The organism is Variovorax sp. Root411 (assembly GCF_001425205.1).
Taxonomy (GTDB): domain Bacteria; phylum Pseudomonadota; class Gammaproteobacteria; order Burkholderiales; family Burkholderiaceae_C; genus Variovorax.
This window is the reverse complement of the sequence record NZ_LMDW01000020.1, coordinates 102289-118519: the sequence shown is the minus strand read 5'-3', so window position 1 is coordinate 118519 and position 16231 is coordinate 102289. Positions and strand designations below refer to the sequence as shown.

Sequence of the window (16231 nt, the reverse complement as noted above, 5' to 3'; positions counted from 1 at the left end):
TTTACAACGGCAAGGCACGTGCCTGCCGCTGCGCTACTCCGCGCCTCGGCCTTGCTGGCCGTCGCGGTTGTTGTTGCGTGCGTGCCCCCTCTTGCGCAGCAGGCGCTGCACGTCGGCCGCGGCCACGGGCTTGACGAGGTGCTCGTCGAAGCCCGCCTCCATGGCGGTTCGCTTGTCCTCGGGCTGGCCCCAGCCGGTTGCAGCCACGAGGAACATGCCCCGGCCCCATGCGGCCGCCCGGATCCGGCGCGCCACCTCGTGGCCGTCCATGTCGGGCATGCCGATGTCGAGCACGGCGGCATCGGGCTGGAAGTGCTCCGCGAGGGTCAGCGCCTCGGCGCCATTGCTGGCGGTTTGCACCGTGAAGCCCGAGAGCGCCAGCATCCGCGCCATTCCCCAGAGCGCATCGGCGTTGTCGTCCGCCAGCAGCACCCGGGGCGCGCCGTCGGCCGGCGCCGCGCCGGTGTGCTGCGGCGCCACGGGGGCTTTGCCGGCCTGTGCGCTGGCCTGCGCGCCGGCCAGCGGTATGCGAACGGTGAACCTGCTGCCCCGCCCTCTTCCCTCGCTGCTTCCGGTCACGGTGCCGCCGTGCAGCTCCACGATGCTGCGCACCAATGCCAGGCCGATGCCCAGCCCGCCAGCCGCGCGCTCACGCCCATGCGCGCTCTGCGCGAACATCTCGAACATGGCCTCCACCATGTGCGGTTCCATGCCGATGCCGTTGTCCGTCACCTCGAAGACCGCGTCGCCGCCGGCGGCACGCACGTCGAGCACGATGGCGCCACGCTCGGGCGTGTACTTGGCCGCGTTCGACAGCAGGTTGGACACCACCTGGGCAAGGCGGATGGGATCGGCGTCGATCGCGATCTCGTTGGCGGCAATGCGCAGTTCGAGCGAATGCCCGCCGTGCTCCACCAGCGGGAGCGTAGCCTCCACGGCGGCGTCGGCAATGTCCTGCGCCGAAACGCGTTCCCGGCGCAGCACCAGCCTGCCGCGCCGCAGGCTCGACACGTCGAGCAGGTCGCCCAGCAGCACCTTCATGGCCGCGGCCTGGCGCTGGATCACCCGCGATGCGCGCGCCTGGTCCGGCGCGGCAATGGCATCGGGCGCGAGCAGTTCGGCCGCGCCGCTGATGGAGGCGAGCGGGTTGCGCAGCTCGTGCGAGAGCACGGCCAGGAAGCGGTCCTTCGCCACGTCGGCGGCTTCCAGCGCCTTGCGCGCGGATTCGTTGGCGCGCAGCGCATCGAGCAGTTCGGCGCGGCTTTGCTCCACCTCTTCCTGGGCCGCGCGCTGCTCGCTCTGGTCGCGCAGCACCTTCACCATGCCGATCACCTCGCCTTCGCCGTTGTGCATGGGCATGAGCGCTCCGCTGGCCCAGAAGCGCGAGCCGTCCTTGCGCTGGTGCAGCCGGTCGTCGGAGGCGCGCCCGGCCGACAGCGCGGTGCGGAACTCTTCCTGCGGCGCGCCGCCGGCGCGGTCTTCTTCGGTGAAGATGAGATCGGCCGCCTGCCCCAGGATCTCCGCTTCGGTGTAGCCCAGCAGCCGCTGCGCGCCGGTGTTCCAGCTCTTGACCTTGCGCTCCATGTCCACGGAGAAGATCGCGAAGTCGACCGCGTTTTCCAGCACCAGCCGGAAGCGCTCCTGCGACTGCCGCAGCGACTCCTGCGCCTCCTTGCGCTCGGTGACGTCCACGAAGGTCAGCACCACCCCGGCGATGCGATCCTCGATGGTGCGGTACGGCCTGGCCCGCGCCAGGTACCAGCGGCCGTTCGCGTCGCCGACCAGGCGCTCGGTAGGCTGCAGGGTTTCGAGCACGCCGCGCGCATCCTGCATGAGTTGCGGATAGTCCAGCGGCGTGGTCAGGTCCGACAGCGGACGCCCCACGTCGGAGGCGATCAGCTTGAACACGGAAACCGCGCTGGGCGTGAAGCGCGTCACCCTGAAGCCGCGATCGAGGAACACCGTGGCGATGGCCATGGCGTCCATCAGGTTCATCATGTCGCTGCTCGCGTGGCCCAGGTCCTCCACCTTGCTCTTGAGCTGGTGGTTGACGGTGGTGAGCTCCTCGTTGAGCGACTGCAGCTCCTCCCGGCTCGTTTCGAGTTGCTCCGTGGCCGAATGGAGTTCCTCGTTCATGGCGTGCAACTCCTCGTTGCTGGCCTTGAGTTCCTCGGCGGAGGTTTCGTATTGCTCCACCGTTTCGCGCAGTTGCGCCTTCAGGCGCGTCACTTCGCGTTCCAGGTGCTGGGACAGCGGCTCCGCACCCACGCGCGCGACCGCCGGGCCTTGTTCGCGTGCAGGGGCGGCTTCATGCCGCAGCGTCACCAGCAGGCCGCCGCCGAGTTCCTGCACGGGTTGCACGCCGAGCGAAACCTCCACTTCGGCGTCGTCCAGCCGCACCGGCACCGGCGCCAACGTCACGGGCTCGCGCTTCCCGGCGACGTGGTAGAGCGCCGTCTGCAGTTCCGCCCTCAGATCGGGCAGGATGGCGCGCAGCACGTTGCGCGAAGGCTCGCCGCCCGAGAAGTGCAGGAATTGCGTTGCCGCCGGCGAGATGTGCAGCATCTCGTACTCCGCATCGAGCAGGATCGTCGGCGGGGCCAGGCGGTCGAGCAGCTTCAGGTGCAGTTCGGCGAAGGTCATCGGCCGGCCGTCTGCCTGCAGCGGCTGCACGGGCTGCCGCTGGGCCTGGGCATATGCGCCGGCCGAGATCACGGGCGGCGACCGCTTCATCTCCATGGCGATCGCAGCGCTGCTGCTGCGCCCCGCCGGCATCGGCAGCTCCGCACGCGCGATGGAGCGTTTCGCATAGATGCGGTGCTTCTTGTCGATGTCCGAGAACAGCGGGCTGTCGTCTGCCACCGCCTCCGAGGCACCGAGGAACAGCCGGCCGCCGGGCACGAGCGCGAAATGGAGCGTGTCGAACACCCTGGCCTGTGCGTCGCGGTTGAGATAGATCAGCAGGTTGCGGCAGGTGACCAGGTCGATGCGCGAGAACGGCGAGTCTTTCAGCACGTCGTGCACGGCGAAGAGCACCGTCTCGCGCACCTCGCGGCGCACGCGGTAGCCGCGCGGCTCCCGCATGAAGAACCGGCTCAGGCGCTCGTCTGAAACGTCGGCCTCCACGGCCATGGGATAGAGGCCTTGGCGCCCGGCACGGATCGCATCTTCGTCGAGGTCGGTGGCGAAGATCTGGATGGACGGCGGGCTTTCGAGCGTGCGTGCATGTTCGCTCAGCAGCATGGCCAGCGAGTACGCCTCCTCGCCGGTGGCGCAGGCCACCACCCACACGCGCACGGTGTCCGAAGCCGTCTTGTTGCGAAACAGCTCGTGCACCATGTCTTCCAGCGCGCGAAAGCACTCCGTGTCGCGGAAGAAGTTGGTCACGCTGATCAGCATGTCCTGCAGCAGTGCGCCGGCCTCGCCCGGACGGGTGCGCAGGCAATCGAGATACGCCGCGAGGTCGCTCACCCCGTTGACCTGCATGCGCCGCCCGATGCGGCGCAGCACGGTGGCGCGCTTGTAGTCACCGAAATCGCGGCCCGTGTGGCTGCGAACGAAGGACAGCACCTCGCGCAAGGCGGATTCATCCGCATCCTCACCGTCGTGCACCGTGTTTGCGGGCGAGCCTTCCGGGGGCAGCTGCAACTGTGCCTCGATGCGCAGGTAAGCGTCGATGCGCCGGCCGATCTCGCGCACGGGCAGCACCCAATCGATCATGCCGGTGGCAATTGCCGACCGGGCCATGCCGTTGTGCTGCGCTTCCTGCGGCTCCTGCGCGATGGTCAGGCCGCCGCGCTCCTTGATGCGCTTGACCCCGATGGCGCCGCCGCCATCCACGCCCGACAGCACCACGGCCACTGCATGGGGACCGTGCGTGTCGGCCAGCGCGCGGAAGAAATAGTCGACCGCCACATGCCGGCCGCGATCGTGCGGGATGTCGGCCGCCTCGAGCATCGCGCCGCGCGTGCGCAACGCCTTGCCCGGCGCAATCACGTACACCGTGTCGGCCTCGATGCGCTCGCGCTCCGATACCGGCACGACGCGCATCCGGGTACTGCGCTGCAGCACCTGGGCCAGCGCGCCTTCGTTCGCCGCTGCCATCTGCAGCACGACCACGAACGCCACGCCGGTGTCGGCGGGCGTGGTTTCGAAGAACGCGGCCAATGCCTCCATGCCGCCGGCCGACCCGCCGAGCCCGACCACGGGCAGCATGCGGTAGCCGCGCGACGGCACGGCGTCGTCGATCTCGTCGCCCAGGGCCTCCTCGAAGTGGTCGGGGGTCAGGTCATTCAATGCGTTCTCCTGTCGTGCGAAGGCAACCCGCATGCGGCTGGCACGCAGCTTGCCGGACGCACCGTGCGCCCCACCGGAGAGACGCATGAACAACGAACCCAATTACTTCTCGCACCATCCCCTCGAAGATCCGGCGAACTTTCGGGGGACGGAATTCGATCCCGCGGGCGCCGAACTCTATCGGCGGCGCCTGCACGACTGGAAGCAGCGCTACCGCGCCCGATGCCGCGGCGCGCAGCAGCAGGAGCACAGCCTCATTGCCGATACTCCTTCAGGCGGTTGTAGAGGGTCTTCATGCTGATGCCCAGCAGCGCCGCGGTGCGTTCCTTGTGGCGCCCGCAGAGTTCATAGGTGGCCAGAATCAGGCGGCGCTCGACGTCAGCCAACTGGCTGCCCACCTGTACGACGATGTGGTTGTCCGCCGGCTCCTGTTGCAGCCGCGCGTGCGGCGGGCCACCGTTGCGGCGCTCGGCCGATGGCGCAGGCGCCTGCATCGCGCCGCCGCCATGCACCTGCGCATCGACGGCCGCGGCCGGCAGCCATTCCTCGTCGATCGCGTCGCCCGAGGCCATGACCCAGGCGCGCTGCACCACGTTGCGAAGCTCGCGCACGTTGCCGGGCCAGCGGTGCGCAGCCAGCCGCGCGAGTGCCGCCGGGCTGAAGCGCTTCGCGCCGCCTTCCTGGCGCGACTGTTCCTGCAGGAAGCTGTCGGCGATCAGCGCCACGTCGTCACCACGCTCGCGCAGCGGCGGCAGCGCAATGGGAAATACGTTCAGGCGGTAGAGCAGGTCTTCCCGGAGCAGGCCGCGCGCCACGGCAGCCTGCGCGTCGCGGTTGGTGGCCGCGATGATGCGCACGTCGGTCTGCTGCACCTGCGTCGAACCCACGCGCATGAAGGTGCCGCTCTCCAGCACGCGCAGCAGCTTCACCTGCAACTCGAGCGGCATCTCGGTGACCTCGTCGAGGAACAGCGTGCCACCGTGCGCGCGCTCGAAGAAACCCTGGTGTTGGCGTTCCGCGCCGGTGAAGCTGCCACGCTCGTGGCCGAAGATCTCGCTCTCGATCAGGTGCGGCGACAGCGCGCCGCAGTTCACCGCCAGGAACGGCTGGTCGCGGCGGCGGCTCAGGTCGTGCACGGCGCGCGCGACCAGTTCCTTGCCGGTGCCGCTTTCGCCGTGGACGAACACGGTGACGGCGGTGCCCGCCACGCGCGACACCTGCCGGTACACCCGCTGCATCGCCTGGGACCTGCCGATGATGTGGCCGAAGCGGCCGGTCTCGCGCCAGAGCTCCTGCACCTCGTCGATTTCAGCACGCAGTTGCGCGGGCGGGATCAGGCGCGACAGCAGGCCTTTCAGGTGCTGCGGGTTGATGGGCTTGACGAGGTAGTCGGCCGCGCCGAGCCGCAGCGCCTTGATCGAGGTTTCCAGGCTGGCCTGCCCGGTCATGAGGATCAGGATGCAGTCCCTGGCGAGCCCGGGTTCCGCAATGAGGTCGAAGCCGCTGCCGTCCGGCAGGTGCAGGTCGAGCAGCAGCAGTTCGGGCCGCTGCATCGCCACGAGCCGGCGTGCCGAAGCGATGGAGTGGGCGCACATCACGGTGTGCCCCTCGCGAGCCACCATCGCAGCGATCACCTGCGCGGAATCCTCGTCGTCTTCAACAACCAATGCGTGGCTCAATTTCTTTTCCTCGTCTTCTGACGCTCTTGTGCTGTGGCCAGTCTTGTGCAACCGCGAAGTGCCTCCCCCCGCTTTTTCATGATGCCCCGGAATCGCTGCGCGACGGACGGCTCAGTCGGCCAAGCCCTGTGCGAGTTCGTGCACTCGCTCTGTCAGCGTAGTCATACGCGCGATCTGCCGTTCCAGCACATCGGCCGCCTCGGCATGCGTCCGCGCGTCGTCCGCGGTTCGCAGCAGCTCGAGGGCCACGGCCATCGCCCCGACCGGGCTGCGCAGGTCATGGTCGAGCGATCGGACCCGCAACAGCAGCTGCGCGTGCAAGGCCTGCTTCGATGCGAGCGCCGCGCGCGCCGCATTGCGCGAGCGCACCGCCCGCCGGCTCCACAACGCCATGCCCAGCAACGCGGCCCCCGCGCACAGCGCGCCCCATCCGGGACGCTGCCGCGCGCCGATTTCGTTCGACCGGTTTTTCATGCCTCCGAGTTTCGAGCAATGACCGCCCGCTGTCTGCCCCAGGCCGACTGCAAGATTTGCGGCAAGGCTTCCCGCCTCCATGAGAGGCGAATCATTTATGAGTACTTTGATTTTCAATTTTCAAACCAAGTCGATGCAGACTGAGCTGGCACGACCGTTGCGCATGCGACTCCCCGACCGGGGAAAAACCGACCGTCTCGTTCAACCCGCCGCGCCGCCCACGCCATGAACCATTCGATTTCCTTGCAGCCGCGCCACGTGCAGGCGGCGGTGTTCTCGCCCCGGCTCCAGCATGCCGTGCGTCTGCTCCAGATGTCGGCCCAGGAGTACGCGCAGGCGCTGCGCGAAACCGCCGACCTGAACCCCTTCCTCGAAGTCGAAGATCCACCGGCGGCCGATGCAGAGGGCCTCGCCGGGTCCGCGTTCGAGCGGATCACGGCCGCGCCCGCCAGCGGCGCGCAGCACCTGTCCCACGACGACAGCCTCGACTTCATGCAGCGCGTGGCATTGCCCGAATCGCTGCACGCCCATCTGCACGGCCAGCTCGGCGTGCTGCGGCTGTCGCAGCGCGAAGCGGCCTTTGCCGCGGCGCTGGTCGAGGCGCTGGACGACGATGGCTACCTGCGCATCTCGCTGGCGGAACTCGGCGCCGCGCTCGGCGAACACAGTGCCGAAGCGGAGCTGCGCATTGCGCTGAAGCGGGTCCAGGCACTGGACCCCGCGGGCGTCGCGGCGCGCAGCGTGCAGGAGTGCATCGGCCTGCAACTCGACGCCATCGCGGATGCCGGCATGCGGCAGCTCGCGCGGCGCATCGTCGAACGCCACATCGATCTGCTCGCGAGCGGCGACGTAGCGCGGCTCTCCAGCGCGACGGAAGCCTCGCCCGCCGACGTGGCCCGCGCCGTCGCCGCCATTCGCCAGTTGAACCCGCGACCTGGCTGGCAGCACGGCGACGCCGCCACCCGCGTGGTGATGCCCGACGTGACCGTGAAGAAGGTGCGCGGCGCATGGAAGACCTCGCTCAATGCCAGCGCCATGCCGCGCGTGAGCGTCAACACGGCGTACGTCGAACTGTTCGAACAGCATCGCAAGCAGGCCGGCGCCGCGCTGAAGGATTGCCTGGAGCATGCGCGCTGGGCCGTCGGCAATGCGGTGCAGCGGGCCTCCACCATTCTCGGCGTGGCCCGCGCGATCGTTGCGCGCCAGACGATGTTCCTGGAGCACGGGCCGCTCGCGATGAAGCCGCTCGGCCTGCGCGAGATCGCCGACGAGGTTGGCGTGCATCCCTCCACCATTTCGCGCAGCGTGCACAACAAGTACATGGCCACGCCCTGCGGCGTGTTCGAGCTGCAGCATTTCTTTTCGCGCGGCCTGACCCATGCGACGGGTGGCGCGAGCGCGCCCGTGGCGTTGCAGGAACTGATCCGCGAACTGATTTCCGTCGAGCGGCCGGCTGCGCCGCTGAGCGACGTGGACTTGGCGCGGCAGCTGACGCAGCAGGGTTTCTGCATCGCCCGCCGCACCGTCACCAAGTATCGCCAGGGCATGAACATCGACCCCGTGGAGCGGCGCCGCGTGCAGGGCGAACGGCGGGCTGCCGCGTGACGCCGCCCTGAAATCAGTAGCAGGCCTCCCATGTCCATCGAATTCCTGCGCAAACTGTCGAAGCTGCGCTCCCCGCTCGACCTCACCCGTCCCGACGACATCGACAATCTGCTGGTGCTGCGCGCCGCTGGCATGGTCGCCGCCTTCACGCTGCGCAACAACGGCCATGGCGATGGTGTCGAGGTGGGCCGCTTCCTTTCGCTCACGCCGGAGGGCCGGCGGGCGCTCGCTCCGGGTGACGATGACGGCGCCGCGCTGCCGCCGCAATGAAGCGCGAAGAACGCGCGTGCCGGACGGCTATCTGTGGGACATGCAGACGGCACGGCCTTCGGCAGTGAGGCCCGTCACGATGGCGCGAGGAATCCGCCGTTCGCCGCTACGCAGGGTCACGCTGGGGTCGGTCAGCGCCTCCAGCAGCGAGGCGCTGCGCAGCGCCAGGATCTTGTGGATGTCTTCGGGCGCCGAATAGACCACCGGCATGGGCCGGCGTGACAGGAGGTGCAGCAACTCGTAGCACTCGGCAGCGGGGCCGGGACGCGGCAGGTTTCTTTTCATTCGAGGCTCGCCTGGAAAGGATTGAACACGCCCACCCCGGCAAGCGCCGTGCCCGCTGGCTGGACCATCACCCGCTGTTCGCCCCGTTCTTATGCAACGAGCCTTCCGGGGGAAACGAAAGGCTCGGCAGACACCTGATCGAGTTCCGCGAGGATGGCGAGCAGTTCGTCCACGCGGTGCGCGCAGGTGTGGCGGGCGCGCACCGTGGCAAGACCCTGCTGCGCCAGCGAACGGGCGAGCTCGCGGTCTTCGAGCACGTCGCGCAGGTGGCCGCGCATCGCAGCCCCGTCGTTCGCAACGAGAAAATCGCCCGGGGCGAACAACTCCTCGGTGTCGTGCCAGGGCGCGCTGATCAGCGGAATGCCGCAGGCCAATGCCTCGAACATGCGGATGGTGGGAATGCCAGGCAGTGCTTCCACAAAAGCCCGGCGCGGCACGTGCACCGTGACCCGGTGGCGTGCGAACACAAGGGGCAACTTGTAGTTGGCGAGCCAGCCGCCGTACTCGGCGCCGGCCGCGCTCAGGCGATCGAGCGCGTGATCGGAGTAGCGCACGCCGTGCACGCTGGCCTTCAGGCCGAGGCTGCGCACCGGCTCGAGCAGGAATTCGTCGAGTTCGGCCGCGCGCTCGCCATCGCCCCAGTTGCCGATCCACACGAGGCCGCCGCTCTGCGCCACTTCGGGACACGGATGAAAATGCCGCACGTCCGCGGCTTCGTGCCAGGTCCACGCTTGCCGCGCCCAGCCCTTGCGGCGGTACCGGTCGCGAACCACGTCGCCGAAGGCGAGCACGCCGTCGTAGTGCGTGAGGTCGTAGGCAGCCATGGATTTTTCGTCCGTCACCGAGCGGTGGTGCGTGTCGTGGAACAGCAGGCGGTAGCTGCCGCCGTCGCGCCGGTGCAGGCCGATGCGGCGCACCAGCGCGGGCTCGTTCCACTCGTGCACGAGGACGACGTCGGCGCCGTCGAGCACGGTGTCGAGGTCGAGCGTCGCGCGGTCGTACGGCGTGCTTTGCAGCTCGGGGTAGGCGCGCGCGAAGCCGTCCAAGGGCGAGCGCCCGTGCTCGGCCTCGAGGTTGGCACGGCTCCAGCCGCGCCGGGGCTCGTACACGGCCACCTCATGGCCGCGCGCGACAAGCTCGCTGCAGATGCCGCGCAGGAAATGGGCATTGCCATGGTTCCAGTCGGACACGAGCGAATGGCAGAACATCACGAAACGCATGAAATCTCCTCGGTTTTCTCGTCGAACGGCAAGGCGGCTCCCCTCCGGCGCCGCGACCCGATGCCAGGCGCAGCGGGTCGGCGAAACCTGGCCTCAGTGCCTGCGCCGTGCAGCGAGATAACCCGCCGCGGCGGCCAGTGCCAAGGCTCCTCCGGCAAAAACGATGCCTGCGGCCAAACCCTGCATCTCCGTGCGAGCCGGTGTGCGCGGCGCACTGGCGCGGGTGGGAGCGGGTGCGGCCGACACCGGCATCGACTTCGACACGCTCACCGACACCGGATCGCTCGCGGGAAACGACTCTTCGATGCCATGGTCGATCGCCTGCTCTTCCGGTATTGCGGTCACGGCCCGGGCGGCGGGCGTGCTGCCGGACTCCAGGGGTTGAGCGGGGTGATGGTCCGACGTGGGAAAGCGGAAGGCGCGACTGTCGTCCGCGCCGTCACCGCCGGCGTCGTTCCGGGTGCTGTTGGAAGTGGGGGTGCTCATGGGGAAACTCCTCGATTGGTTCGGCGCGTGTCGGCTCGGGGTTGCGGCTCGACGGTTGCACCGAGGTTGATGCATCCACGCCTGCCCGATTGCAGGTGCAACGCGGGTGCGCAGGAAAGAATCGACCTACTTCAAAAGACGCGTGCGCCGACGTGAAGACGGGATTCAGGAACTCGCCGCCCATCGCTTACGGACGACGCTCAGGCGCGCCGGCGCAATCAGCATCGGGGCGCAGGAGGAATGCCCCATGGACCGACTGTTCGCTTCGTTCTCCAACCACATCGCCCGCATCGCGGGAAGCCCGGCGACCTTCCTGGTCTGCGTTGCCGCGGTGCTCGTCTGGGCCGCCACGGGGCCCCTGTTCGACTTCTCGGAGACTTGGCAGCTGGTCATCAATACCGGCACGACGATCGTCACCTTCCTGATGGTGTTCCTGATCCAGAACACCCAGAACCGCGACGGCGCTGCGCTGCAGACCAAGCTCGACGAACTCATCCGCTCGTCCGATGCCCAGGATGAGTTCATGGGCATCGAAAAACTCACGGACAAGGAACTGGCCGAACTGCACGGGCGGTGCGAGGCGGCCGCGAAGGAGAGCCAGGCCACGCTCGAGCGGATGCTCGCCGAACGCCGCCGGCGCGGCCACAAGGAAGCGCCCGGAATGCAAGACCCCAAGCTTGGTTCGGGCGGATCCTGAAAGTGCGCAGCGCCGCGGCCGGCAGCTACAGCTTGCCGACCACCGCCTTCAGCTCGTCGATCGAAGCGGGCTTCGGCAGGTGGGCATTGAAGCCCGCCTCGAGCGCACGGCGCACCTCCGCGCGCCGCCCGAGCCCGGACATCGCAATCGAGCGCAGCTCGCGCGTCGCAGGCCGACGGCGCACTTCCGCGATGAGCTGGAAGCCGTCCATCCCCGGCATCCCGAGGTCGGACACGAGCAGGTCGTAGGTCTTCTTGTCGAGCAGTTCCAGCGCTTCCCTCGCACTCTCCGCGATGTCGACGGTCGCGCCCTCGAGCCGCAGGATCTCCGCGAACGGAATCAGCGCGTCGGCGTAGTCGTCGACCGCCAGCACGCGCCACCCCTTGAGATTGAACTCGGCCGCTGCCTGCGCGGGAGCCTGCTCGGCGCCGTTGCCTTCGAGCGGAAGCCACACGGTGAACTCACTCCCCTGCCCGATGCCGGCGGAGAAAGCCTTGACCCGCCCCTTGTGGGCATGCGCGAGTTCCTGCACCAGGGCCAGGCCAATGCCGAGCCCGCCATTGGGCGGTGCCATATCGCCGCCGGCCTGGTTGAACATGCCGAACACATGCGGCAGGAACTCGTCAGAGATGCCGCAGCCGGTATCCGCCACGGTGAGCCTGGCGAACTGGCCGTCGGCTTCCACGCGAACGGAGATGCGCCCCTCCGCAGGCGTGAACTTGACGGCATTGCTCAGCAGGTTCCACACGATCTGCTCCACGCGCACCCTGTCGCCGTGGCACTGAATGCCCGTGTCGCAATGCGTTTCCAGCGTGAGCTTTTTCTCGGCCCCATCCCTGACGGCGGCATTCGCCGCGATCTGCACGAGTTCGCCGAGGTCGACCCGCACCCGGTTCAGCCGCAGCTTGCCGGTGCGAATGCGCGAGAGGTCCAGCAGGTCGTTGATGATGCGGGCCTGGCTGCCGACGGCGCGCTTGATGGTTTCGCTCACGCGCCGCACCTTGGCGTCTTTCGCGGCGACCGGCAGGTGCAGCAGCAGTTCGGCGTTCATTTGGATCAGGTTCAGCGGCTGCTTCAGCTCGTGCGACATCACCGCGAGGAACTTGTCCTTCAGTTCGTTGGCCAGCTGGGCGCTCAGGTTGGCCTTCTTTTCCTTGACGAGGAGATGGTCCTGCGCAAGCTCGTTCTGCTTGGTGCCGGTCATGTCCCGCGCGATCTTGGCGAAGCCGCCTCCCGCGCTGGCATCCATGGGCGTCATCACGCCGCTGCAGAAGAAGCGCGTGCCGTCCTTGCGCTGGTGCCAGCGCTCGTCCTCGGCGCGCCCCGATTCCGCCGCACGGCTCATTTCCGTCTCGGGGATGCCATGCGCCCGGTCTTCGGGCGTGAAGATGGTCGCGATCGGACTGCCGATCATTTCCGCTTCGCTGTAGCCGAAGATGCGCTCGGCACCGAGGTTCCAGCTGGTCACGAGGCCTCGCGCGTCGGCGGTGATGATCGCAAAATCGCGCGTCGTCGCGGCCGCCCGTCGCAGCCGCTCCTCGCCTGCGCGTGCACGCTCTTCCGCTGCCCGCAATTCGGTGATGTCGAAGAAGTTGAGGATCGCGCCCTCGATCTTGTCCTCTGCCGTCCGGTAGGGAAGGATGCGCGCGAGGAAATGCCGCCCGTCGACGCTCGTCACATGGCGTTCGCTGGTGCGCAGCTCCCTGAAGGCCGATGCCGTGTCTTCTGCCAGCTCCAGGTAGTCGAGCCGCGTCGTGATGTCGAACAGCGAGCGCCCGATGTCCGAGGGAATCAGGTTGAAGAGATTGCTCGCATGCGGCGTGTAGCGCTTGATGTGCATGCTCCGGTCCACGAACACGGTGGCGATCTCGGACGAGGCAACCAGGTTCTGCAGGTCGTCGTTGATGTGCTCCCTCTCCTCGACCTTGACCTTGAGCTCGAAGTTGACGGTCACCAGCTCCTCGTTCATCGACTGGAGCTCTTCCTTGCTCGTCTCCAGTTCCTCGCTGGCGGAGCGCAATTCCTCGTTGATGGCCTGCAGCTCCTCGTTCGAGGCCTTCAGCTCTTCGTTCGAGGTCTCGGAGCTCTCGATGGTGTCCTGCAGGTGGAGCTTGAGCTGCCTGATTTCTTCCTCGAGCTGGCCGATCAGTAGTTCGCGTCCGGTGTCGGGAGGCTCGCCATCGTCCGGCTGCGTGCTTTCCTCGATCTCGTCGAAGACCACCAGCGTGAGCTGCGTGCCCTGCTCCTGCAGCACCGGCCGCACGGTGATGTTCAGGAACACATGCCGTCCGTCTTCCTGCTGCAGGACGAGGCGCGCCTCGACGCTGCGCGCCGACTGCGCGGACTTGAACAGCGCGGTGCGCAGTTCGAGGCGGATGTCCGGGCGCACGTTGTTCAGCAGGTTGTCCGAGGGTTCGCCGCTCGCCCGCTCGAGGAAGCGCCCGACGCCGTTGGACAGGTGAAGCACGTTGTGTTCGCCGTCGATCAGCACGCTGGGTGGCGAGAACTGCTCCAGCGCGCGCTGGTGCAGTTCCGCGAGGCCGGGGCGTTCGCCGCCGTTGCGCTTGGGCGCACGCATCCCCTGCGAGATCGAGCCCACCATGAACGGGGGCGGCGCCTCGCTGATCAGTGGCATGTGCCGTCCGGGCGGAAGCTCGGGGTTGACCTGGTAGATGCGGTGCCGCTTGTCGACGGCGGTGAACAGGTTCCCGACCGCGTCGGTCGACTCCGAGGTGCCGAGAAACAGGAAGCCGCCCGGCTTGAGCGCGATGCGGAACATCTCGAGCACGTGCGCCTGCGCGGCGCGGTCGAGATAGATCAGCAGGTTGCGGCAGCAGATCACGTCGAGCCTCGAGAACGGCGGATCGCGCAGCAGGTTGTGCAGCGCGAAGAGCACCGGCTCGCGCACCGACGTCGACACGCGGTACTGGTCGTGGTCCTTCACGAAGTATTGCCGCAGCCGCCCCGGCGCGATGTCTTCCGCAATGCCTTGCGCATAGACACCCTTGCGGGCGGTGGCAATGGCGCGCTCGTCGATGTCGGTCGCGAAGACCTGGAGGTCCAGCGGCCTGGACAGCCGGTCGGCCTGCTCGCGTAGCAGGATGCTGAGCGAATACGCCTCCTCGCCTGTCGCGCAGCCCGCCACCCATGCCCGCACCTGCTCGCCCGGCTGCTTGCGCTCCACCAGCGGCCCGATGACCGCCTGGGACAAGGCATCGAAGGAGTCGCGGTCCCGGAAGAAGTTGGTCACGCTGATCAGCATGTCCTGCAGCAGCGGCGTGGCCTCCTCCTGGTGCTCCCGCAGAAAGTCGCGGTAGGCCGGCAGGTCGGCCAGCCGGTTCACCTGCAGCCGGCGCTCGATGCGGCGCAGCACCGTGGCGCGCTTGTAGTGGCGGAAATCGTGGCGCGTGTAGGTCCTCAACAGCGCCATGACCTCCTGCAGCGCCTTCTCGGCGAGCAGCGACGAGGCGGAGTTTTCCGGCTCCGGCACGAAGGCGCCCGCTTCGGACACCTCGGGCAGGTGGATGCGGCGCGCGTTGCGCCACACGTCGACCAGCCGCTCGCCCATGTCGGCCACCGGAAGCACGAAGTCGACCATGCCGGTGGCAATGGCGGCCAGCGGCATTCCCTCGTGCGTCGCGTCCTCCGGCGACTGGGCCATGGTCAGGCCCCCGTGCTCCTTGATTCGCGTGAGTCCGATCGCGCCGTCGCTGCCGGTGCCCGACAGGACGATGCTGACCGCGCGCTCGAGATGGACCTGCGCCAGCGTGCGGAAGAAGACGTCCGCCGCCATCGCCCGCCCGGTGGGCCGCTCGCCCGGGGTCACCTGCAGCGTGCCGTCGTTCATCGTCAGCGCGACACCGGGCGGAATCACGTAGATGTGATCGACCTCGATCGGCATGGTGCCAGCCGCCTGGTTCACAGGCATGTCCGTGGTCCGCTGCAGGATCTCGGCGGCGCTGCTCTCGTGGTCGGGCGACAGATGCAGGATCACCACGAAGGCCATGCCGGGCCGCTCGGGCATGTGCTCGAAGAAGCGCATCAGCGCTTCGAGTCCGCCGGCCGATCCGGCGAGGCCAATGACCGGGAAGCTCAGCGAACTGGGCGTCAGTGGCGCGGGCTCGGTGGGAGACGGGGGGGCGTCGGGCGCTTGGGATTCGGACATTCGGGCTCGCTGGACATATGCGGCATTCGGAGGTGATCGATTTTGCCCCCAAGTCCGATAACTGCCCTGCGAACAATCCCTTCGGATGGACGGCGCGCAAAGGCGGGGCGGCCGCCACGCCTTTGCGCGCCCGGCCCCTTCAGGCCACCTGCACCTCGATGCGCCTGGCTTGCGCGTGCGCTGCCTTGGGAATCCGCAGCCGCAGCACGCCCTGCGCCAGCTCGGCGGTGACGTTCTGGGTGTCCAGTTCCTTGCTCAGGGTGAACACCCGCCGGAACCTCGCGAGGCCCACCTCCGTATGGCTGGACTTGAGGCCCTCGGGCGTGGCCAGGCTGGACTCGGCCTCGATGGTCAGCGTTGCGGCCTCCACGTGGAGGTTCAGCTTGTCGCGGCTCACGCCGGGCAGGTCGGCGTAGAGCGTGATGCCGCCGGTGTCCTCGATCACGTCGACGGGCGGCGTCAGCGCGGCTTCGGCATAGCGCGAGGAATCCTTCTGCGCGAGTTCGCCCGCTTCGGTGCCGGACGAGGCCTGGAGATTGCTGTTCATGGTGTGGCTCCTTTCGTTCGGGTTCATCTGGGTTTTCATGCGCGTCGCTGCTACTGGATCGCGATGCGGCGCGGCTGCGCGGATGCGCGCCGCTGCACGGTGATGTGCAGCACGCCGTCGCGCAGCCGGGCATTCACGGCCTCGGGGTCGGCGTCCTCGGGCAGCGTCATGACGCGGCGGAACGCGCCCTCGAACCGCTCGTTGATGTGCACCGCGATCTTGCCGCCGGCCTCGGGCAGCGCGCTCTTGCGCTCGCCGGAGATGGTCAGCAGGCCGCGCTCCAGGTTGACCTCGATCGTGGAAGGGTCCACGCCGGGCGCAAACGCGTAGATCTCCAGCGCCTGCGGGGTGCTGCCCACGTTCAAGGCCGGGAAACCGTTGTGGGCGACGCCGCGGATGGAGGGAGACAGGTCGAAAGCCTGCTGCACATCGCGTTGCAGGCGGTCCATCTCCGCAAAGATGTCGCGGGGAAACAGGGATCGATACATGGCGAAACCTCCGTAAGAA

General features: G+C 68.2%; 13 protein-coding genes. 4 read left to right on the top strand and 9 right to left on the bottom strand.

What is annotated here, in order from left to right; all coding sequences use genetic code 11:
- Positions 1 to 33: 33 nt before the first annotated feature.
- Positions 34 to 4296 carry a CheR family methyltransferase gene (locus ASC92_RS25025; RefSeq protein WP_056521187.1) on the bottom strand — a complete coding sequence of 1421 codons (4263 nt, stop codon included), beginning with the start codon at positions 4294 to 4296 and terminating at the stop codon, positions 34 to 36.
- An 85-nt stretch (positions 4297 to 4381) separates the two neighbouring features.
- Between ASC92_RS25025 and ASC92_RS28765 the strand changes: the two genes are divergently transcribed.
- The gene (locus ASC92_RS28765; RefSeq protein ID WP_157609130.1) at positions 4382 to 4597 is read left to right on the top strand and encodes a hypothetical protein; all 216 of its coding nucleotides are present in this window, start codon (positions 4382 to 4384) and stop codon (positions 4595 to 4597) included.
- Here ASC92_RS28765 and ASC92_RS25020 read toward each other — a convergent pair.
- On the bottom strand, positions 4551 to 5975 hold the full coding sequence (locus ASC92_RS25020; RefSeq protein WP_056521184.1) for a sigma-54-dependent transcriptional regulator: 1425 nt from the start codon (positions 5973 to 5975) through the stop codon (positions 4551 to 4553). The genes ASC92_RS28765 and ASC92_RS25020 overlap by 47 nt on opposite strands.
- A 111-nt stretch (positions 5976 to 6086) precedes the next feature.
- Positions 6087 to 6449, bottom strand: coding sequence for a histidine kinase dimerization/phospho-acceptor domain-containing protein (locus ASC92_RS25015; protein ID WP_056521180.1), 363 nt, complete (start codon positions 6447 to 6449; stop codon positions 6087 to 6089).
- A gap of 225 nt (positions 6450 to 6674) precedes the next feature.
- Here ASC92_RS25015 and rpoN point away from each other — a divergent pair, with 225 nt between their 5' ends.
- Both rpoN and ASC92_RS25005 read left to right on the top strand, forming a co-directional pair.
- Positions 6675 to 8054, top strand: a complete 1380-nt coding sequence (gene rpoN / locus ASC92_RS25010) for an RNA polymerase factor sigma-54 (protein WP_056521177.1) — start codon at positions 6675 to 6677, stop codon at positions 8052 to 8054.
- A gap of 30 nt (positions 8055 to 8084) precedes the next feature.
- The gene (locus tag ASC92_RS25005) at positions 8085 to 8324 is read left to right on the top strand and encodes a hypothetical protein (RefSeq protein WP_056521174.1); all 240 of its coding nucleotides are present in this window, start codon (positions 8085 to 8087) and stop codon (positions 8322 to 8324) included.
- Positions 8325 to 8351: 27 nt separating this feature from the next.
- Here ASC92_RS25005 and ASC92_RS25000 read toward each other — a convergent pair whose 3' ends face one another.
- The 3 genes from ASC92_RS25000 to ASC92_RS24990 form a co-directional block, all read right to left on the bottom strand.
- Positions 8352 to 8609, bottom strand: coding sequence for a hypothetical protein (locus ASC92_RS25000; protein WP_056521170.1), 258 nt, complete (start codon positions 8607 to 8609; stop codon positions 8352 to 8354).
- 89 nt (positions 8610 to 8698) lie between these two features.
- Positions 8699 to 9829: a glycosyltransferase family protein gene (locus ASC92_RS24995; RefSeq protein ID WP_056521169.1), complete on the bottom strand. Its 1131-nt coding sequence runs from the start codon at positions 9827 to 9829 to the stop codon at positions 8699 to 8701.
- 93 nt (positions 9830 to 9922) lie between these two features.
- Positions 9923 to 10315, bottom strand: a complete 393-nt coding sequence (locus ASC92_RS24990) for a hypothetical protein (protein WP_056521166.1) — start codon at positions 10313 to 10315, stop codon at positions 9923 to 9925.
- 247 nt (positions 10316 to 10562) lie between these two features.
- On the opposite strand from ASC92_RS24990, the gene ASC92_RS24985 reads away from it, so the two are divergent.
- Entirely contained in the window at positions 10563 to 11012 is a 450-nt protein-coding gene (locus ASC92_RS24985; RefSeq protein ID WP_056521162.1) for a low affinity iron permease family protein, read from the top strand.
- A gap of 25 nt (positions 11013 to 11037) precedes the next feature.
- On the opposite strand, the gene ASC92_RS24980 is transcribed toward ASC92_RS24985, so the two are convergent.
- The 3 genes from ASC92_RS24980 to ASC92_RS24970 all read right to left on the bottom strand — a co-directional run bounded on the left by ASC92_RS24980 (position 11038) and on the right by ASC92_RS24970 (position 16212).
- Positions 11038 to 15177, bottom strand: a complete 4140-nt coding sequence (locus ASC92_RS24980) for a CheR family methyltransferase (RefSeq protein ID WP_056521159.1) — start codon at positions 15175 to 15177, stop codon at positions 11038 to 11040.
- Between the two features lie 139 nt (positions 15178 to 15316).
- Complete coding sequence (locus ASC92_RS24975) at positions 15317 to 15724, bottom strand: Hsp20/alpha crystallin family protein (RefSeq protein WP_056522122.1); 408 nt, start codon at positions 15722 to 15724, stop codon at positions 15317 to 15319.
- A gap of 50 nt (positions 15725 to 15774) precedes the next feature.
- Positions 15775 to 16212, bottom strand: coding sequence for an Hsp20/alpha crystallin family protein (locus ASC92_RS24970; RefSeq protein ID WP_056521156.1), 438 nt, complete (start codon positions 16210 to 16212; stop codon positions 15775 to 15777).
- Positions 16213 to 16231 lie beyond the last annotated feature (19 nt).